Below are 21519 nucleotides of genomic sequence, written 5' to 3'. Positions count from 1 at the left end.
TTAATGGAGCTGTTGATGTGATGAAGGGCGAGATTCGTCTGCTGAAATGTTGAATCAAGACATCATATTGAGCTTTAGTTCTTATATAGCACTTTTTATATGTTTGGATGAAGCCTTTGAAGGAGTGATCATTCTTTGGTTATACCTATTAACCTGATGTTTAATTGTAAGAATTTTAAAAAAATTCTGTTGCATACCTTTAATATTCCTGAGGCTAAGTATTCTTGCTTTTAAAGCAGTTATTTTTAATAAATTTAACTTCGCTTCTTCCGAATCAGGCTGTAGTTTAAATTTCTGTATCAGTAAAGGAAGCAGCTTCTTCGATTGGTTTAGGAAAGTTTTAAAGAGGTTTATGTTAAATGATAGCGTACTAGTGACGTTCTTATTTACACGCAGACGGTATGGTGTTAGCACAGTTAAACATTCCGCTCCCTCCTTATACAAGCGGACACAATAATTCCAGTTTATTCTTTTAGCGGGCATGAAGTGCTTAAACTTCAGATTTTCTTCATACCAGATATCATAGCCTATAAGAGTAATAGCATAACAGAGTTCATAATCGCCACCAGCACTCAGAGAATTACCGGACCTATCCGATAATAGGGGTTTATATCCTGCTCTGACTAATGATTCATAAGCAGACTTTCGTATTGTGAACCCCGCACCATAGACAATGTTATTTTCTACTTTGCCCGATGCTATAGCTTGAGGGCCATTTGCAAATGACGAAAGGCTGGCAGCCCACAATGGTGGGTTAGTCTCGAATTCCAATGTGCCATTTCCTCCAAGTATCCCAATATTGGGCTGCCGGTCCATAATTTCGTATGCGCAGTTTACATAATCAGGGCTTAGCCAATTATCATCGTCGCAGAATAAAACGAATTTATATTTTGCCTGCTCCAAAGCAAGCTCGCGGGCAAAGGTTAAGCCCTGCTTAGGTTGTTTAAGTACGGAAAAACTAACAGCAATCTGATACTTTCTCCATTCTGAAATTGCTACTTCAGCTGTATTGTCGGTAGAGGCATTGTCTATTATAATGATCTCCCAGCTTAAACCTAGGCTTACTTTCTGTTGAACGAGGTGCTTTATGGTTTCCGGGAGTAGCTCTGCGCCATTATAAGAGCAGATAACTACTGATATTCCTGTTCTCATGCACTGCTAAATGTAATTTTGTAATAAAGTATTCCGATCAGTACATATAGCTTCAGGCTGCTGTGCAGGTTCAAAGATTGCCTTATCTGTGCCTTTACAACTTGTTTGTCATGAAGCGTATTCCAGAGCTTTTCTGCTACTTTGATACCATAGGACGCATAGTATTTTCTTGATTTGTTAAGGATGCTTTGCTTTTTGTCCTGCGGAAGGTGTTTCTGAATTAGTAGCATGACATAGTACAAGTCCTGCAGGTGTTCTCCGGTCAGGAACTTTTTACCTGATATAGAACTTGTATGCATCCTGTAATCAGCCAAAATAGCCGGAGAGTAGGCAATAGGATAGTGCTTTGCAATTCTCACCCACATTTCCCAGTCCTCGCCATAGTTCGGTCCTAAGAACCCGCCAAGCTGCTCGTAGACGGCTCGCCTGACTGTTATGGCTGCGTATTGTATGCGCTGTCGCTCTCCTATAGTTAGTAACCAGTTTTTTAGTATTCCCTCTTGCGCCATCTCAACGCTTTTGTCCTGTAGTTTTGTGCCGTTCTCATCTATGCAACTATACCGTGTAAAGGCAGCACCTGCCTGGGGATATTTTTTAAACAGCTCAAGAATCTTGTCATAATACCTCGGTTTAACCTTGTCATCACCGTGTAACAGATGAATCAGTTTACCTTCAGCACGGTTAATGCAGGTGGTAAAATTCTTAAGGCTGCCTACGTTATTTGGTTGTTTAAAGTATCTTATTCTTCCCTTTCCAACCTGGCTCACCAGTGCCTCAACATCAATATCAGTACTATCATCATCAACTACCTCTATCTGCATTTCCTCTTCCGAAAATCCCTGCTCCAACACACTCTTTAATGCTTCTGCTATAAACTGACCGCAATTGTATACAGGGATCATCACAGATAGGATAGGGTTCTGTTTTAGTTGCAGTGCAGGTTGTATAGCAGGTGGCTCTAAAGTAATAATACTCATCAAAGGCAATACTTTTAATTCAGACTTAGCACACGGTTGAACTAGTTATACGGATTATACTGAACCTTGTAGAATTATAGGGATATATTTTATAATATAAATTATAAAATAAGTGAGCTTAAAACATATGTAGGGACATTATTGAACGGCTTTTATTAGAGAAGGAACGATCTTTTATACCGTTAATCAGATTACTTTTCAGGAGCTTTAAAATAGTTCTAAGTGATTCCAACCTTAGCCAAAGATAGGCTCTCTGCGCTAATGGCAGACCATCTGATAAATTAGTTAAGATGTAATGTTTCTTATACTTCGCAGCTGTTCTGATTGCCGTAGCGTCATAATTAGGGTTTTCTTTTGCAAGTATACACTCTGTTAAATAGTCTAATTCTTTAACGCAGGCAATGATTTTATCAAGGTTCAACTCTTTTTTTAGTGGTTCGAAGTTATGCCTGAAACATGCTATAAAACTGGAAGGCAAGTTATAGTTGTTACCGGCATAATAACGCAGGTTTCTTAGCACCTGCTCTTGTTGTGCATTATCATATTCCGCTCTTTTTAGAATTTGGTGCAGGCTTTGGTCTGTTACACGATAGTCTAACAGTATAGTTGGTAGGTTATAAATCTTATATCTTCTGGAGATCTGCCAAAAAAGCTCGAAGTCCTCTGAGTAAGTTGCCGTATACATCCCTGCTTCCTGTACTGCCGTTTTACTGAATAATACTGTGGGATGATATATCCAGCAGATGAAAGCCATGTTATAATAAAAATGTTCGCTCCTGATCCGGTCTATTCTTAGTACATTCCCTGTTTCTGAAATTACCCGTGTTTGTGTCGAGACCATTCCGCAATCAGGGTTAGCTTCCAGGTAGGCCATTTGCTTTTCGAGTCTTTCCGGGTAACTAATATCATCAGCATCCATACGGGCTATCCATGGTGCTTCAGCCAATTTTATGCCTTTATTAAGTGTTTCAGAAATACCAATGTTCTCCTTGTTTGCATAGAAGCGTATGCGCGGATCGGAATAAGACTGTATAATAGAAACACTTTTATCACTGGATCCGTCATCGATAATTATAAATTCAAAGTCCTGAAATGTCTGCTGTAAAATACTGTCTATTGCTTCTGATAGAAATCTTTCAGCGTTAAAAACAGGCATAAGAACAGTTAAAGCAGGCATGATGGCAGTATTTTTTTTAACCCTTTTTTTATGACACCTTTCACTTTTACAGGTAGGTAAACGGTAATATAAAAAGTATTTGGTTTCCGGTAAGGGAGAAGCGCAGCCCTTAAAAGTTTATGTACGTCTTGATTCGTTATGCGCTCCTTGTTTAAATAATTCTCCATCCACTCTAGGAAGTACATACGCACCTTATCATAATGTCCATCAGATTTTACTTTCTGTACAATAGATCCGGCTCGTTGCCTGTACCAGTTGTGGCATAAGGAGGAAATGTAAACGCTCTCTTTTAAATATATCTTAAGAAGGAAAGCCTGATCTTCATACAACTGGTATTCTCGTGCGAAGCTTTCCTCAAATCCACCACACCTGTTAATAGCCTGCCTTGATACGATTAAGCCGGAAGGGCAGGGGGCAGCCCCTTTTTTCAGGGGGTACAGGTAATGGAGCAATTCCATGGGCCTGTAGGCTCTATTTTGTGGCGCGCCAATTGTTACAGGAATATCTTTTTTGTCAGGAATGCGCCAGCTGAACCAGTAAAGGGATGCTTCAGCGACCATCGAAACGTCGGGATATTTATAAAAGATAGCTACCTGGTTCAGAAGCTTGTCAGGTAGCCAGGCGTCATCTGCATCAAGAAAAGCGATAAGTTCTCCCCTCGAATGCCTTATTCCCTGGTTTCTACTTGCGCTTAACCCTTTGTTACTATGCGTATCATGTTCAGTATAGTGAATTTTGTTTCCAGACTTTTTTGCGTATTCCTTTGCTATTGCTGTACTCGTGTCGGTAGAGCCATCATCAACAAGAATCAATTCCCAATGCGTATATTTTTGCGCCAGTACACTTTCTATCGCTTCTGAAAGAAAATCTTCCTCATTTAAAAAAGGAATTATAACTGATACCAGCGGTGAATTAGGCATAACTTGGTTACTTTAACTGTTGCCAATAGTGTATTGCACGCTCGAACCCAGGCCTCGGAAGGTTCAGCACCTGGAACCTTCCTAAACTATACAGTTGGGAGTGATGCCTTACTGGGATTTCCTCTGTGGTGAAGGCAGCGTCGAAACCAGCTTCTTCAGTAGCTTTTATAGTTTCGGTATTATAGTTGCCATACGGATACGTTAATAGGTTTATAGGTCTACCTGTTAATCGATTAAGAAATTCTTTGTTATCCCTAAGTTCAGATTGTTGTATCTTATAGTTGTAGCACTTTAATGACGGATGGGTAACTGTATGAGCGCCTATATCAAACAATTCGTTACGGGCCAGATCCTGAAGTTGAATGGCGGACATGCATTTGTTCTTTGGAGCCCTGGGTAAAGTATGATTGGCCCATGCACGTATTTTGCTTAATTCTTTTCTTTGCTCAGTATAAGGCAGTGGTTTGAGTGCCTCCCATAGTTTCAGATATAGTTCGCAGCGCAGCGTAGGTGGAGGATCTGTGCAGGCTTTCCACGAGGCGTTTATTGCTATCTGGCGTTCATCTAAAGCAACCTCATCCTTCAGATGCATATTTATAAAAGTATGGTTTATAGTTATAGATATCGTGACTGGCAAAACCTTGGATTTGAATATGATGCTGGCTAGTTCGTCCCACCAGAATTCTTCGTCTTTATTTATCAGGCCCGAAGAAATGAAAAATGTACAGGGCAACTGGTACATTTCAAGCAGCTGTTTAGCGTTTTCATAATTGTCAGCGTATCCATCGTCAAAGGTAAGAGCTATGCTGTTGTTCATTAGTTTTTTAGCTTTTAGCCCATCTATCAATTCCTGTAGTTTAATAACGTTTCCTGTTTTTTTTAAGGCCTGTAGCTGTTGCTCAAAATTCTCAGGAGTGACAGTCATTTCCCATATATCTGTATCAGGTATGCCAACGCGATGATACATCAGTACCAGAGCCTTCGGCGATCTGAATCTGCTTAAGAAAGAGAACCTGCCTGTATTCATGAGACATCCTTTTTAGTGGCTCTGACTGAAATGATTACCTGATAATGAGGGTCGTTGGGTATAAGCTTTTCTTTTGGTATTTCGGGAAGACCAAGACCATACAGGAAAGATGTGGCCGCCAGTACATTGCCATAAGAATTAACTGCTATATCTCCAGAGAAAGTGTCCTGTAGTAGTTTCTGCATGGATTTTACCGTAAATGACCAGTACCAGATATCTTTCCACTGCCCATGGTCAATAGGAGTGATGCCTGGAACGGTGAGTATTAAGGTGCCTCCGGGCTTTAGTATACGATGGCAGGTTCTTAGTGCACCCTGAACATCATAAATCAGATGAAGTGTTTGGGTAAGGATAATGCAGTCAAATAAATTATCCGGGATATCCGGAGCATTGCTAATGTCTCCAATGAAGGCGGCATTCGGGTTGCTAGAATCTACATGCAGAATATCACTCTGAGTAACACTTTCTCCTCCAAAACGGAGTGTATACTCATTGTCACCAATCTCAAGAACTCTATCTTTTATTCTTTTTCGCTCCAGTTCCAAAAAGTTTTCAATGTAATACCTGTCTATCGGTCCGCCCCGGTCATAACCAAACTCTGTGCTGAAAGGGGTTGTTCGGTCAAGGTCGCCCAGGTTAACTTTCCTTATTTTAGGGATATATTTTTTGTATATCCCTAGTTTGTGTAGCCATTTTAAACTATAGTCCGGGGCCAGTTCTTTAGCTACAGTTTTCAGCGTGGTAGTTTTAGAAACAATATTGTATTTGAGGTAATAAGCAGGTTTATATTTTAGAAGAGTTTCCAGTTCTTCTTTTGCAGGAGGGTCTTTTCTGTGGACTAATTTCCTGTATAGTTCGTGGCAGTAATAGTTCTTCCAAATTCTACGGCCAGCCTTAAAAGCTTTTATTTCCTTTTCCTCCAGCAGGTTTTCTTTTTGCTTTTGTTGAATACGTAATACACCATTAAGCATGTCGGGTATGTTTGTTGACATGTTGGAAGTATGTATCCTGTAGGCCGCTATCTTATTCAGGTGATGATAAACCTTGTATTTCCGGGCTATTTTTAGGAATAAGTCATAATCTTCACAGTTCTTCAAAGTGACATCATAAGAAAATTCCTCAAATACCCACCGTTGGAAAAGCACCGTCGCGATCATGCCTATGTAGTTGCATTGAAGTAAACGACAGTAGTGATCTGAATTTACTTCAACAACACCCTCTCTTATCTTATTTTCCTGGACATAAATGGCATCAAATGTCCCAGATATAAAGGCAACATCCTTATGTGCCTGCATGTAACCTACATTAATTTCTATGCCTTTCGGGTAGAGCCAATCGTCGGCATCTAGAAATACCAGGCACTCGCCATTGCTTTTTTTAATGCCTGTGTTCCGGGCTGCTGAAAGGCCCTGATTTTGTTGGTAAACATATGTGACGGGATGGTAGCTTGTAGCAACTGCCTGCGTGTTATCAGTAGAGCCATCGTCTACCACAATTATCTCGATGTTGATATAGGTCTGGTTTAATACACTTTTTATGGCCTTATGCAGGTACACAGCATGGTTATAACACGGGATGATAACCGTAACCAATGGATTAAAAGACATTTGAGATGCTGGCTGCATAATTTGTAGAACTCCTTGGCAATGGAATTACCTGTTTTTATAGTAAAATATGAGCCCTGATAATACTCCGCTTATCTGTGCCCAGAGGGTTGTGTACCTTGCCTGGTAGCTGGGGAAACCTCTAAGTATAGAGCGAGTGTACCCTTTAAGCAATAACCTGATCAGGTGCTGAGTGTAAGCAGCCCCTTTGTATTGCTTCTGCTGAATAAGAGCTGCTGCTGCATGGCCACGCATGTAATAGAATATCTGTTTTCTTAAGCTTTTGATATCCTTTCTGTGCTGATGGTATACGATGGCTCTGGGGTTGTAGTGTATTGTGTAACCATGCAACAAAAGGCGGTACCATAGTTCTGAATCACCGCTACACCCTGCCGCTCCAGCGTCCAGTAATTCGTTAAAAGTGCCAGTAGCTTCTAGCACATCCTTTCTGAAGGCCATGTTTGCTCCTGCACCAATTTCCCAAACCGGTGGTCCTTGAGCATACGTATTGAGTAAGAAGCTTTTGGTATAGATTTTGTCCGCATAGCCCCGGTTAAAGCTCCAGTGTTTTTCAAATAAATATTGGGCCTCGGTTTGTAACTCAGAGGCTAGCACCAAACCCGTCATGGCAGCAATCCCCGGGTTCCTGAAAGAATCCCAGACGTGGTGTAGCCAAAGGTGATGTACGGATACATCATCATCCACAAAAGCCACAACAGAATAGGCTGCATGTTTTAAACCAGTATTCCGGGCAATGTCGAGGCCCTTTCGAGGCTCTCTTACATATGCCAGGTTGCCTGCATATGTGAATTGCTTTACTGTTATCTCAGTGGCTGCATCAGTAGGGGCATTATCTACAACTATAATTTCTACCGCTTGGCAGGCAAGTTTGCTGAGGTTTGTTAGACACTGCTGCAATTGGGAGGCTCTGTTATGTGTGCAGATAATTACCGACACAGGTACGCGCTCAGCAACTATAGTAGAAGTATAATTTAAGAACAAAGCCTCTAAAGTAATGGCCCAGGCTTTATAGTTGTTATCAGGAAGTAGCTTTTGCCAATCGGGTTGTAAATGCTGTTGTTCAGTGGCATAGAATCGGAGGGCAGGTAGTATGGCATGCCTCATAAGTCTATAATACTCTTTCTCCGAAATCTTTTTGTTTGGCTCAAGGTAGAGATCTCCTAAGGCAATATCACTCCACCAGAAAACAAGGTAACTGCCAGTCGGAGACGGATCACTATAAACTGGTGTCGGATCCTCCTGGAGTCGGATATGTTTGATGTGATATGGTGGGTGGATTTTCATACACAAGAAAGAGTGTTTTTATTTCTGGACCATATCTGCTTGTTTAATGCAGAATGGGAATTTTGGGCGTACTGTACCCCACCATTTTCCATACCATTGTATTTCACCCCGGTAATCTTGCAGATCAAACGACAAACACTCATCAAAATCAAACAAAGGCACAGAAGTATCCTTTACAAAATTCAGGGAGATATAGTATGAGCCATCATTTAAGAAATCTCCTGGAATAAGGCATTCTCCCTCCATAACACCTTTATGGCTCAGGGTGGTAGGAGAGGGAAGGTCGAAAATGCACTCTCCGCTGATGGAGAATAATAGTAAACCGGCACTTAGTACTATATCCTCTTTCATGCTCCAGAATTGAAATTTAACCAGCAGCGGCGTTCGTATATCCAGGATATTTTCTGAATGCTCCAGTTTTGGGATTAATTCTACCGACTTTATACGTACCCAGTTATTACCAGGAGCCTCATCAGGATTATCCCAACTCTGCCTGAAGTTTGTTTTCTGGTTGTTATTCAAGTACTTATTTATGACTTCTGGTACATGTCCAAATGCCTGCATTCGGCCTTTGTTGAGCCATAGTGCTTTATCACATAGGTTTTTAATGGCCTGCATGCTGTGGCTGACAAACAAAATGGTTCTTCCACTTGATTGGGAAACTTCCCGCATTTTGCCTAAACACTTCTTTTGGAAATCAGCATCGCCTACTGCCAGTACTTCATCTACAATTAAGATATCTGGCTCCAGGTGGGCTGCAACAGCAAAAGCTAAGCGAACATACATCCCGGATGAATACCGCTTAACAGGTGTGTCAACAAATTTTTCAACTCCTGAGAATGCGACTATTTCATCAAACTTTCGCTTTATCTCGGGCTTGCTCATACCTAAAATGTAGCCGCTTATGTATATGTTCTCCCGCCCGGACAATTCCTGGTGAAAACCTGTACCAACTTCTAAAAGGCTGCTAACTTTTCCTTTCCCTTTTACAACGCCTTCTGTAGGCCGCACAATCCTTGAAATTATCTTTAGCAAGGTTGACTTGCCGGAACCATTACTGCCAATTATACCAATAGCATCACCTTGTCTTACTTCAAAGCTCACATCCTGTAACGCCATGATATGTTGTGAATACTTCCCCGAGTCGAATTCTTCTCCCACCTGAAAAAAAGGGTCCTGCTTATTTAGGACAGAAGAAGTCCACCAGCGTTGCAGATCTTGCCTGAAAGAACCCGTTCCGATGGATCCCAGGCGATACATTTTATAAAGATGCTCTACTGTTATTACTACTTCTGGCATTATCAAGTCGTTAAACTACATCAATCAGCTTGTCACACTGCTTATTAAAAAGCAATGTGGCTCCGATCAGAACCAATACAATAATACCTAAGCTATAAAATACCTGAGGAACGGTAACATAACCTTCCCCGAACAGGGAAAGGCGGAAGAGTTCAAATAAGGGGGTAAGCGGATTAATTTGCACCACCCAGCGTAGTCTCTCCGGAATAGCAGTGACCGGATAAATTACGGGAGTTACGAACATAACCAGCCGGATACCCAATGTTACCAGGTTTGTTAAGTCCCGGTATTTGGCTGTTAGGAGCGAGCATAATAAACCTACTCCTAAAGCCATTAATCCGATAAATGTTATTGAAACTGGTAACGCAAGAATCCAGATATTAAGGTGCAACCGCAAATCAGAAAATAAGCTATAGTAGATAATCACCATCAGGAAGAGTAATAATTGCATTAGAAACCTGATAAAGTGAGTGCTTACAATTGAAACAGGCATTACAATACGCGGGAAATACACTTTACTGAAAATATGTGCATTCTCTTTAAATGTGCCTGAACTGCCTGTAAAGCTGTCGCTGAAAAAATTCCATAGGATTATACCAGAAGCATAAAATACGACTGGGGGCAAATTGCCTGTACTTATACCTATTAGTTTATTAAAAACCATAACATAGGTGACCAATGTCAGGATAGGCTGGAAAAATATCCATAGAGGTCCTAGAATGGTTTGCTGATAATTTAGCAGGAACTGCCTCTTGATTAAACCTGCTAATAAAAACCGGTAAGCCCACAACTCTTTTGGAGAATGGCTCCAGAAGCTGGTTGATTTATCTATTTGCCATTCCCATTTATTAGTAGTTGAAGGCATAGGTCAGATAACAAGTTATAGATAAGGTATGTATCTATAATACTGTATAATTATAATAAAAGTTAGTATTAATTCCTTCGAAAATACTGTGGCTGTAAATTTTGAAAAGGATGTGGTTTTCGAGATGAAGAGTAAGTTTAACTATTCTCTCGTTCTTATATCTATAATTGTATTCTAATCTAGCAACTATAAAGTATAGACCTACTTATCCTACCCTATTCGGCTTCCGTTTTATTAGCAATTTGCAGAGGTTAAATACAGAAGTGTCTTTCAAAAGATGAAACTATAAACTATAACACCTTGGGCCTCCCTCTAAAAGTAACGAGCCGGTATTACCTCCGAAGGTCGGTTTAATGTATCTGCATAAGTTAACGTAAAGTACGCTTAGTGCCTTTAACCACCTGCTGGCAGTCATGAAGCTTTGCTGCTTTCATTCTTTATTAAGTCTTACTCATTATAGTTTACTTTGGCATCGGTGTAAGGGCAGTGCTTTGGGAAAGCCTAGTACTGAACCGGAATACTACCTTTAAAACAGCTAACAGAGTCCAAAATCACTAATTACCTGATCTTCTGGGATTAAAGTTCTCACCTGGTTACTATAGAAATGGCATATCATGCTGATGAGCTAATAGGTCACGGGTGAGCTAAACTTTACTTAGTGCAAAAGCCAGCATTTTACATCGACAGCTTACTAATAACAGACAGCTATATTTGTTAAACCTGATTGGTTTTGTTTGATAATTGCATTCTGTAAACAAATATAGAGAATTTATATAATTTATTTATTTAAAGATAAATTAAAAAAGTACAATTGATATCTTCGTAAGGTCAACTTAAAAAAGGTTGTATTTTTGACATAATTTGGCTGTTTTTTTTAGTATACTAATAAAAACATGGTGTGAATCTAATAAAATGCCCCTTTTTTTGGCCAATGGTTTTTAATTGTGAAACAAGTTATACTACATTTGTGAAGTTGCTTTTAGAAAAATGTACAAAGCGTTCTGCTGTTGCACGTTGTAGAAGAAATTAGATAAATGAGTGTTGAATCTTAAGTGAGCTTGGCGTATGGTAAGACTTTTAAAAGTAAACATTTAATTTAAGTACAATCAATTTTATCCTTTTAACAAGAGGCGAATCCCGGTTGGATGCTAGTATTCGAGCATATTCCAAAGGCACCGGAAGCCTGAGTAAATTTTTTAACTTTTAGCCTAATCCTAATGAATCGTTTATTAAAATATATCCTGGCACCAGTGATGGTGGGTGCAATAGTTGTGTCTTGTGAGCAAAAAGAACTAGACGAAGTTTCACCAATCTCAGCTTTAAATGCTGAATCTACAGACGCAGCTACTTCAGCAAATTATATTTATCAGGAAACCTTCGAAGGCAGTACTGCTTTCTCTGGCCGTCATACACAGTTCGGTACTTCGTATGCCTTCCAGATGGTAACTAACCCGGTTTTTAGCGGAGCCAAGTCAGGCCGTTTCGAGCTACGTAGTTCAGATGGCGCTGTAGCAAATGGTACAAGAGCCGAAGTTATAGTAGCAGACCCGGCTACAAATAAGAACAGATGGTATAGCTTTGCTGCTTATTTCCCTTCTAAAGATTATGCATATGATACTGAGAGTGAAGTAATCAGCCAGTGGTGGCAATCATCTGGTACTACACAGGCAACGTCATTGCGAGTACGTAAAGACAGGTTAATCCTAAGAACTGGAAATAACTCAGGTTCATTGAAGGAAATAGACCTGGGTGGAATAACAAAAGATACATGGAACGAATATGTATTCCATTTTATCCACTCTTATGGATCTGACGGATTAATTGAAGTTTGGAAAAACGGAAACAAGATACTAACTCATACAGGTGGTAACATGTATGATACCAAAATGCCTAACTGGAAGATTGGTATCTATAAAGCATCTTGGAACAGTGGCGAAAGTCTGACTACAAAGCGTGTGCTTTTGTATGATAACGTACGTGTTGGAAACGAAAATTCAAGTCTGGCGGATATGAGAACTGGCAGTACTACTGAAGTTCCTTCTACAACTGAACCTGTTGTTTCACCAACTCCAACCCCAACTCCAACTGAGCCGGTTTCAAGCTCCTCTCAAATCACAGGCATTACTTTAGTAGATGCTGGTACAGAGAAAGATGTATTGAAGATGACTAGTGGAGTTACGTTAAGCTATAAAACGCTGGGAACAAAAAAGTTTAACTTCCGTGCAGATCTTGGTGCTACAGTTGGTAGCGTTAAGTTTGCCCTAACCGGAGCTAAAAATCATACCTATACTGATAATGCTTCTCCGTTTGCTCTATTTGGTGATAATGGAAAAGGCAACTATTACTATGGTAATTTAACCTTGCCAGTAGGTAACTACACCTTAACAGCTACACCTTATTCTGGATCTAAAGGAACTGGAACTGCTGGAACACCTGTAGTTATTAATTTCACTATAAAGTATTAAATAGATGATCGTGATGAGATGAACAAAAGTTTGTAAATGTTTATCTTAAGAATGATACTAATCTTACTTAATGTAAGGTATTTATAAGCCATAAAAAAAGCAGCTACTTATAGCTGCTTTTTTTATGGCTTATAATTTTTAATGAAATTGTGAAGCCAATCATATTGCTATCGGAATGTTTGCTTTTGATTCGCTGGCATCGCAACTTTTACTCAGAGCCCATGAAAGATTATTACATAAATCGAGTCATTCATGAAACAAATAATTCAACTGTATGAATTGTACTATATAGATTTTTTGAATGAGATTTGGATTAGGAGAATGCTTAGCTTTATCTCAGAAATTTCTTTCAGTTGATCAATTATAGATAAATGCCTTTAGAGTTTTAGAAAGATTAGTTAAATATTTTTTAGTCTTTAGATTTAGCTCAGTTACTCAACTTATAGTTTGGATACAATCTTCCACCTTCCGGTAAAATTTAATAGCTATCCACCTTTTTATATGGCCTCTTACCACAAATTAAATCTTCGTTAACAAATATCATACGTTCGCTGCTTAATATGTCAATTTAACATTTTATAAGTACAAACCCGCATCCTTTCGTAGTTAATCAAGTATAATAAGTTATAAATTTTATCTGATAATTGCTATAATTATTCTAATTGGAAAATTGTACTTTATTTATTCGTTGTTAAATGTATTTAATTCAACTACTAATTTTTTTTATATGATTAATTTATACTCCACATCTAAGAATACACCTTAAGAAGATTTCATTGAAACTCGAATTAAGGATAGAGGAAAGTGTATTACATGTATAATACTAATGTGATAGCGCATACAATATTCCAACATGCAATAAATGGCCCCTAATGTATCTTACTACTAGCAAATAGTCCTTACTGTACCTTCACGTGGCAAATGACGCCAAAATCCCCCTCTCATAGTGTCAATTACCAAAATATCGAAAGGGAATTATTCTTAACAGTGCTTTTAATTGAGTTTGACTATGATTAGCCCAAGACAAATAAAGCTTTCTTATTTCGGGGGTGACATATTAACTTTTGTTATTGCCCTTATTATATCAATTCAACTTTTTAATAATCGAAATCTAGAAAGATTAAACTGGGAAATATTCGCCGGTTTTATTCTGCTATGGTTTCTAATATGTTACTGGAGAAAACTTTACTTCCTTAATTTTCATCAAAGACCTAATTTGTTAGCAGGCTATATTAAAGCATTTATAGTTCTATTAGTAATATTTCTCATATTCTTTTTTACCTCGCCTTCTACGCTGTATAGCGTTCGTGCTGTGATAGCCTTTGCAATTACTTTTCAGGTTTTAGGCATTTCCATAAATATGCTTGCGGTTAATTATATTGACTTTGCAAAAAACAAAGCTAAAAAAGAGCGTTTTACACTTATTGCCGGTGTAGGGAACCTGGCTGAGTGTGTAGAAAGGCAACTAAACTCCCAGGGCAAGGAAGGGCTAAAAGTAAAAGGATTTATAGATTGTCAGAAAAAAGAGAGCTGCCTGGTAGGAAAGGATAAAGTTGTAGGAGACTTGGATCACATTCACGAATACCTCAGGGAAAATCCAGTAGATGAAATTGTTATTGCCTTACCTATAAAAGCGTCCAAAAAAGTGCGTAATATAATTGCAGCTGCTGATTATCATGGTGTAAGAGTTAAGTACATTCCGGATTACCAGGGCATTTTTGGGAAGAACTATAAAATAACAAAATATGGCCAGATTGATGCAGTAAACGTCAGGCAACTGCCTTTAGATGAAACACATGCCTTTATACTTAAGAATAGTTTTGATAAAGTTTTTGCCGCATTGGCACTTATTGGCCTGCTACCACTTTTTATAGTCATAGCTCTACTTATAAAGTTTGAAACACCAGGTCCTGTTTTCTATTGCCCTATAAGAATAGGAAAGGGTGGTAAGCCATTTAAAGTTTATAAGTTCAGGAGTATGAGCAACAACGACACTATTTCAGGAGGTTTGCTTTCCACCCAAAAGGATGATCCGAGGGTAACTAATATTGGAAGAATATTAAGAAGGTATAGCCTGGATGAATTGCCGCAATTCTTGAATGTACTTATTGGCAACATGAGTGTAGTTGGCCCCAGACCACACAGAAGTTTCCTTAACCAGCAACTGCAGGCAAGTGTAGACAAATATATGATCAGGCACTACTTTAAGCCGGGTATTACAGGATGGGCACAGGTAAATGGCTGGAGAGGCCCTACTGAAACCGAAGAGCAAAGGATCCAAAGAACACTGCATGACCTGTGGTATATGGAGAATTGGTCCTTTGTCCTGGATCTTAAGATTATATACAGGACGATATTTAGCGCTAAGACGCACACAATTGCTTTCTGATTAAGATGATTGCCGAAGTAATCATATCGGTATTGTTCAGAATGTATAGAACTGCATCCATATTCTTACTATGTATTCTGCTTCTTTCAATGGTTGCTTCAAAGTATAAAAGTATAGATCGAGGCATAAGTCAGCTTAAAGATTATCACCGTTCAAGGTTGGCTCTTTATTCTGTTCAAGATGAGTTGAAGCGAAGGTATCGTTCCTGGGAAGGTTCATCTCAAAAGCCTATATCGGATAGAATACTGTTCGAAGAGACCTTTGAAGGTAAAGATGCTCTTGCTAAAGTAGTCAGTATGCAAACAAGTACTGATTATGGTTTTAAGCTAGTGGAGAACCCGGTACACCATGGCACCAGGGCCGGTAGGTTTGAACTACGCGATTCTGACCCAATGATACACAGAGGTACCAGGTCGGAGCTATTTGTAATTGATAGAATAACATCTAAAGAACGTTGGTATAGTTTTGCAGCGCTTTTCCCTTCTGAGGGGTATGCAAATGATGCCTCTAATGAACTGATAAGTCAATGGCACCAGAGCGGGAGCCCGCCAATTTCTTTACGCATTTCTAATGGTCGCTTTTACCTGAGGGTACTACATCATTCAGACGACAGTGCCTGGGAAAGAATAGATATAGCTCCCGTAACAAAGGATGTCTGGCATGAGTTTGTCTTTCATATAATACATTCTGATGGTAAAGATGCTTTAATTGAGGTTTGGCATAATGGCAGGCAACTCATCACATACCGCGGCCGAAACCAATTCAAAGAAAAAGAAATGCCTTACTGGAAAGTAGGAATCTATAAAGCAAAATGGAATAAAAGCAAAACAGACACAAGTTTAAGGATATATTATATAGATGATATTAAGGTTGGTGATGAGTATGCCGACCTATCCGATATGACTTCTTCTAGTCCAAATTCTCATAACCTGGTTACCGGTGAAGGGATAAAAACTGATACTAAACCATAAATTATATAAGGTAAACTTTTCTGGTACAAGTTCCTTTAAGCAAGCCTCCGATCTGTAAATTTAAATTAAACGCAAGGGTAAATGTTACAGAAGTTTTGATGTTTGAAATTAGCATTAGTGTAAAGAGTGAAAAAGAGTATTTGCTATGGAGTATAGTCTTAGAAATGTAATTACCTGGTTATTAGCAAATATTTTAATCATTTGTGGTTGTGTGCGGAGAGCTAAGGCAAGGGCTATGAGTGGTGAATTTATACTTTCAATGTATTTCCACGACCCCTCAAAAAATGAATTTGAAGCTTGTGTAAAGTGGTTCCGGGAAAACCATTTTACCTTTCTCAGCATTCAGGATGTGTACAGGATTATTCAACAGAATTTGCCCCTGCCAAAGGGCGCTGTTCTGTTAACTGTAGATGACGGATGGAAAGACAATGAAAAAAATATTGTAGAGGTAGCTAATAAGTATGGGGTTCCTGTCGCAATATTTGTTTCTACAGAAGCAGTAGAAGAAGGAGCATATTGGTGGTCTTACCTGAAGAAAGCAAAAGACCTTAAGTTAAGAATACCACCAAAAGCAACTTTAAAAATGGTGCCGAATGATATTAGGCTCTCTCTCATTAATAAGATAAAAGGTAATGTTGAAATTGAAAGAGAGGCAATGACAATCGAACAGATCAGAAGAATATCAGAATCAGAATATATTACTATTGCCGGTCATACTCATTCGCACCCTATACTTACTAATTGCGAAAATGATCAACTATACGCTGAGTTGAAGGTATCAAAAGATAAACTCCAGGAATGGACTGGAAAGGAAGTTTCGTTCTTCGCTTACCCTAACGGGGATTATAGTAAAAAAGAGATGAAAGCTTTACATGATCTGAACTATAAGCTTGCGTTTTCGAGTGTGCCTAAGCCATTAACGTTACAGGATTTAAAAAATAACTACTGCCTACCACGGTTTGGCATACTGGAGGGAGCATCTTTTGCAGAAAATCTGTGCAGGATGATGGGGGTTTGGAAACCTATGATGCTTAAATTAAGCTTGCCACCATTTAAGAAGATTCCACCAGCTTCTGCTCCTGCCTATAGTTCTAAAAAACCTAAAGTGCTAGTTTCATAATAGATAGGTGCATAAGCTTAAGCAACTATAACCTGTAAGACTCTACTTTTCTAAAATACATCCTTTACGCACCATAATTTACTATGAGAAAGCCTAACCCTTCCCGCAGCCTCCTGATCTGGCCACCTTTACCGCTCGGTGTTTATTTTAAAAAGAAAGCAGACCAACTTCCTTTTCCTTTAAACCAGGAAGGGTGTCGTGTATATTCTCTTGCACGCCATGCGATCTGGAATGCGTGCCAATCACTGCAACTTGGGTCAGGCGACGTTGTTCTTGCACCTGCTTACCACCATGGTTCCGAAATAGAGGCTCTGATAGAAGCAGGTTTGCAGATCAGGTATTATGAAGTAAATCAGGCGCTGGAACCCGATCCGGAAAGCTTGCAGGCGCTAATCACTCCGGAGGTTCGTGCATTGTATATAATTCACTATCTAGGATTTGCGCAGGATGCCGGCTTTTGGCGGCAATGGTGCGATAGGAATAATCTGCTTTTAATTGAAGATGCTGCTCAGGCTTTTCTGGCTACGCACCAGGGGCAACCGGTGGGTTCTTTCGGGCATATGGGTGTTTTCTGTTTGTATAAAACGTATGGCATACCTGATGGAGGAGCCGTGATTTCTACAATACCACCTGCATTTCCTGCTGCTGTGGCTGAAACAGGAGGATGGCGCGCATTTAAGCGACATGTAAACTGGATAGCAGCACGCCGTGCAGAAGTGGGAAGGATACATCTTTTCTTTAAGCCAATAGTTACGTGGTGGAACAAAAAGTGGCATCGCATGCGTGGTCAATTAACCATTGAGTTTGATATGGGTAATCCTGCTTCGCCACCATCTGCCTTAACAAACTACCTGTTACCAAAAATACTCGATGACACTACAGCCGAACGGAGGAGGGAAAACTATAGATTCCTACTAAAACACCTGATCGATATGGTGCCGGCTCCTTTTGCTTCTGTACCTGATGGCGCAAGTCCGTTTGCTTTCCCTGTAGAAGTACATGATGCCAGAAACTTTCTGATGCAGCTACGCAAAAGGGGAGTAGTGGGACTCCTTTTCTGGCTTAATCCACATCCTTCACTTCCTGTAGAAGATTTTCCACGGAGCAAAAGGCTGCGAGAAGGCCTCGTTGCTTTGCCTGTGCACCAGGAGCTGACATTGGTCGATCTGCAGCAGATTGTGGATGCTGTGATGGATGTAAGGGTTAAGAAAGAGGCTACTATAGGTGCTCTCGTATGATGCTTATTACTCTTCTATAATGTTTCCATTACTATTAAGCGGTAGTAAGCTTATGCTGAAAAGATTCTGAACTATGCAGACTGATAGTACACCTAAAACAATTCCGCAGCCTCTTCATCTAAGTAAGGTAGAGTTACTGGTGGGTCAAGACGTTTTTAGCTTATTAACCAACGAGGAATTTAAGGCTCGCTGGGATATTTTATATTCTGCCTGTTCCTGGGCAACCGTTTTTCAGAGCAGGGAGTTTGTTACGGCATGGTATAACATTTACCAAAAAGAGTACCTGCCCATTCTGGTAAAAACTGAAAGCAATGGCCAACTTCAAGGGTTATTAACTTTAGCATTAAAAGTACTAGGCACTGGTGTTTCTACTGATCTAAGAAACAAAAGAGTACGCATAGTAGGAGCCGGGCATTTTGAGGCCGAGTACCAGGCATGGCTTACTGCCGATGGCGATGGTTTTGAATTTATTAATAACGCGCTTTCTAAGGTTCTGGAGCAATACCCTAAATGTGATATTTTGTTGAGGTATATCCCTGCACAGGTTCCTGTAGAGTGGGCCAGTACAAATCCACAATGGAAGAGCAGATGTATAATAGAGCCTTTCCGACGACCTCTGATGGATTTGCATGATCCTGATCTTTCTAAAATGTTCCGGAAGAGTGAGTTCAGGAATAAACTCAACAGGTTGAAAAAGCTTGGCGAACTACAGTTTGAAGAGATAACTGACCTTGACACCTTCATTGCCATCCTTCCAGAACTAACAGTTCAGTTTGATTTCAGACAGGGTGCCATGTTTAATAAAAACCGGTTTAAGGAAAACCCGCTAAAATCGGAATTCCTGATTGCCTTGTTTCAGCAAAACCTGCTTCATGTGACTTTGCTTAGAACAGAACAACAGATACTGGCGGCTATAGTTGCGCTTGCCGGCAAAGACTGGGTGCATTTGGGGGGAATAAATATACATTCCCCTTTGAAGGCAAGTTATTATTCTCCTGGGTTTGTTCATTTCTTGATGCTAGGCCAGCGGTTGTCGGAGGCAGGGTATGCCACATTTGATCTCACCCCTGGAGGTGATTCTTACAAAGAACGCTTAGCTACAACCCACGACTTTGTTTACGAATTAACTGTGACCAATAATCCTACTTACTTTATTAAAAGAGGGCTGCGAAAGTCGGTGCACAACACTTTAATAAGGGCAGGATTAAGGCCAATGAGCGTCGAGCTTTCGGTGATCAGGAAAGTATACTTATTAAAAGCTAAGCTGAAGGTTTTCAAGAGAAAAGGTTTGCTACGCCATCTAATTGAAAACCTACCAGGTAAAAGCAAGGCAAAAAATTACAAGGTATATCAGCTGAGTCAGGAAAATTTAGGTGGCAAGTTTTCTATCGAGGCGCGAAGAAATAGCTTTAAAGACTTATTGGATTATAGTCAGGGTTTATCAAAACAAACAAGATGGGAATTTCTGGAAGATGCAATGCACCGTTTTGAGATAGGGGAGCAGTCATTTACCTGGGCCGAGGATGGGGTAATGTTAGCCTGTGCCTGGTTAAGCGAGGCTAAAACGTTGATAAAAAGCAATATTCTGGAAGTAGAATTACCCGAAACTGCCCAAGTATTACAGATTTTTTGCTTTCACCAGAATGGTAAGGCAGAACTGGAATGTTTTATTGCAAGCGTTGCCGGCATGATACACTCTGAGATAAAAAATGCGGAGTTATATGCCATAACCACTGAGGCAGATAAATCAACTAACAGAGCTTTGCATTCTTTAGGGAGGGAACTGTAAGACTTTCTTTCATACTATAGCCACTAATAGTTTTTAAGTGAATTTCAGAGGAGCTAATTATAGTTAATTGAAGTTTATCTATTTATAGTTTAACCGATGTGAAATTCATCATTGCTTTCTCCCTACAATTCACAAGCTTTTCAGGCTGAACATAGTTATTCTTATTTTCCAGGAAAGCTGTAATTTGGTCTACTGTCTCTGCTATGTCTTTAGTGCCATCTCCAATTTTATAATTCTCATGGTACCCTATACTGTTCAAAAAGTCGCCGCATTTTCTGTGGTACTCTACCAAGAAGAACGGGATCTGAGAAAAACATGCGAACATAGATGCGTGCAACCTTACTGAAAGAATCACATCGCACTCAGATACTTTATTATACATAAAGTTAGTTCTGGTACTGTATGGTACGATTTCTATGTTAGTTGCATTTTTGCTTGTAAGGTAGTTTATAATGGAATAGGTTATTTGCTGATCACCGTTTATGACATTGCCATTAAAAATAAAAAACCTGAGCTTAACATTCGTCTTCCTCGAAACTTCCAGTAATAAACTCTTTAAGTAATTTGTCCGGCGTTCTTCAGAAGCTGAGTTTGTTATTCCCCTGTACCGCTCAAAATAACAGGCACTTATTCCGAATATTTTCTCTTCATGATCAGGTTTAACACTAACCGGATTATATATGTGAGGTAGCAAGGCTGCTAAGTCAAAAGCATTTATTGGGTTATAAGGTAGGTTATAACTTAATGCCAGCTTGTATGAGTATTCATCGCGCAATGCCAGAAAATCCAGGTTTGATAAGTATTCAATAATGGCTCTTTCGTGTTCAATATTCTTATAAGGACCTAAAGAAACTCCTATTGCCCCTATCTTAAGCGATCCGTTTGTTTTCTTTTTTAGCAAAGATAAATTACGGATATGCATGATTTCAGGTGCTTTTTCAAAAGTAGAACCACCTGCAGATACTACAGCATCTGCATCAGCTAGTTGCAGCAGACATTCTAATCTGTACTGCCCACGAAAAGCCTGCTTTTCGAAGCAGCTTGCGGAATGCTTTATCTTCGGAAGCGATCTGGATAAAAAGAAGTTGTTTTTTGTGCCCCAATACGTTTCTGCACCCCAGGCCGATACTTCAATGAAAGCATCATCACCTGTGTTTTCATGCCCATAATAGCCTTCGAATAATATCTTTTTCATCTTTAGATGTTGTATTAATTGAGTTT

16 protein-coding genes are annotated in these 21519 nt (G+C 39.6%); 6 read left to right on the top strand and 10 right to left on the bottom strand.

The annotated features are described in order from the left end of the window. Positions 1–81: 81 nt before the first annotated feature. The 9 genes from KYK27_RS08670 to KYK27_RS08625 form a co-directional block, all read right to left on the bottom strand. Positions 82–1152: a glycosyltransferase gene (locus tag KYK27_RS08670; protein WP_199109639.1), complete on the bottom strand. Its 1071-nt coding sequence runs from the start codon at positions 1150–1152 to the stop codon at positions 82–84. Further along, positions 1149–2054: a glycosyltransferase family 2 protein gene (locus KYK27_RS08665; protein WP_199109638.1), complete on the bottom strand. Its 906-nt coding sequence runs from the start codon at positions 2052–2054 to the stop codon at positions 1149–1151. Before KYK27_RS08665 ends, KYK27_RS08670 begins: the two co-directional genes overlap by 4 nt. Positions 2055–2247: 193 nt before the next feature. Beyond that, the gene (locus tag KYK27_RS08660) at positions 2248–3306 is read right to left on the bottom strand and encodes a glycosyltransferase family 2 protein (RefSeq protein ID WP_199109637.1); all 1059 of its coding nucleotides are present in this window, start codon (positions 3304–3306) and stop codon (positions 2248–2250) included. Beyond that, entirely contained in the window at positions 3294–4226 is a 933-nt protein-coding gene (locus tag KYK27_RS08655; RefSeq protein ID WP_199109636.1) for a glycosyltransferase family 2 protein, read from the bottom strand. Before KYK27_RS08655 ends, KYK27_RS08660 begins: the two co-directional genes overlap by 13 nt. Before the next feature lie 7 nt (positions 4227–4233). After that, complete coding sequence (locus KYK27_RS08650; RefSeq protein WP_199109635.1) at positions 4234–5253, bottom strand: polysaccharide deacetylase family protein; 1020 nt, start codon at positions 5251–5253, stop codon at positions 4234–4236. Beyond that, positions 5250–6878: a glycosyltransferase gene (locus KYK27_RS18355; protein ID WP_233150342.1), complete on the bottom strand. Its 1629-nt coding sequence runs from the start codon at positions 6876–6878 to the stop codon at positions 5250–5252. The genes KYK27_RS08650 and KYK27_RS18355 overlap by 4 nt, the downstream gene beginning before the upstream one ends. A gap of 27 nt (positions 6879–6905) precedes the next feature. Next, on the bottom strand, positions 6906–8162 hold the full coding sequence (locus KYK27_RS08635) for a glycosyltransferase (RefSeq protein ID WP_199109634.1): 1257 nt from the start codon (positions 8160–8162) through the stop codon (positions 6906–6908). Between the two features lie 18 nt (positions 8163–8180). Then, positions 8181–9461 (bottom strand): ABC transporter ATP-binding protein, encoded by a 1281-nt coding sequence (locus KYK27_RS08630; RefSeq protein ID WP_199109633.1) that lies wholly within the window; start codon positions 9459–9461, stop codon positions 8181–8183. 10 nt (positions 9462–9471) lie between these two features. Next, positions 9472–10326 (bottom strand): ABC transporter permease, encoded by an 855-nt coding sequence (locus tag KYK27_RS08625; RefSeq protein ID WP_199109632.1) that lies wholly within the window; start codon positions 10324–10326, stop codon positions 9472–9474. Positions 10327–11543: 1217 nt separating this feature from the next. On the opposite strand from KYK27_RS08625, the gene KYK27_RS08620 reads away from it, so the two are divergent. The 6 genes from KYK27_RS08620 to KYK27_RS08595 all read left to right on the top strand — a co-directional run bounded on the left by KYK27_RS08620 (position 11544) and on the right by KYK27_RS08595 (position 20298). Continuing rightward, positions 11544–12791 carry a polysaccharide lyase gene (locus KYK27_RS08620; RefSeq protein ID WP_199109631.1) on the top strand — a complete coding sequence of 416 codons (1248 nt, stop codon included), beginning with the start codon at positions 11544–11546 and terminating at the stop codon, positions 12789–12791. Between the two features lie 1009 nt (positions 12792–13800). Further along, entirely contained in the window at positions 13801–15180 is a 1380-nt protein-coding gene (locus KYK27_RS08615) for an undecaprenyl-phosphate glucose phosphotransferase (RefSeq protein ID WP_199109630.1), read from the top strand. 296 nt (positions 15181–15476) lie between these two features. Then, on the top strand, positions 15477–16151 hold the full coding sequence (locus tag KYK27_RS08610) for a polysaccharide lyase (RefSeq protein ID WP_199109629.1): 675 nt from the start codon (positions 15477–15479) through the stop codon (positions 16149–16151). 145 nt (positions 16152–16296) lie between these two features. Continuing rightward, positions 16297–17271: a polysaccharide deacetylase family protein gene (locus KYK27_RS08605; RefSeq protein WP_199109628.1), complete on the top strand. Its 975-nt coding sequence runs from the start codon at positions 16297–16299 to the stop codon at positions 17269–17271. Between the two features lie 83 nt (positions 17272–17354). Continuing rightward, the gene (locus KYK27_RS08600; RefSeq protein WP_199109627.1) at positions 17355–18509 is read left to right on the top strand and encodes a DegT/DnrJ/EryC1/StrS family aminotransferase; all 1155 of its coding nucleotides are present in this window, start codon (positions 17355–17357) and stop codon (positions 18507–18509) included. 73 nt (positions 18510–18582) lie between these two features. Further along, the gene (locus tag KYK27_RS08595) at positions 18583–20298 is read left to right on the top strand and encodes a GNAT family N-acetyltransferase (RefSeq protein ID WP_199109626.1); all 1716 of its coding nucleotides are present in this window, start codon (positions 18583–18585) and stop codon (positions 20296–20298) included. 82 nt (positions 20299–20380) lie between these two features. Here KYK27_RS08595 and KYK27_RS08590 read toward each other — a convergent pair whose 3' ends face one another. Continuing rightward, complete coding sequence (locus tag KYK27_RS08590) at positions 20381–21493, bottom strand: polysaccharide pyruvyl transferase family protein (protein WP_199109625.1); 1113 nt, start codon at positions 21491–21493, stop codon at positions 20381–20383. Positions 21494–21519 lie beyond the last annotated feature (26 nt).

It is taken from the genome of Pontibacter populi, from assembly GCF_019336435.1.
Lineage (GTDB): Bacteria > Bacteroidota > Bacteroidia > Cytophagales > Hymenobacteraceae > Pontibacter > Pontibacter humidus.
Note: the sequence above shows the minus strand (reverse complement) of the source record. Positions and strands in the feature narration are given on the sequence as shown.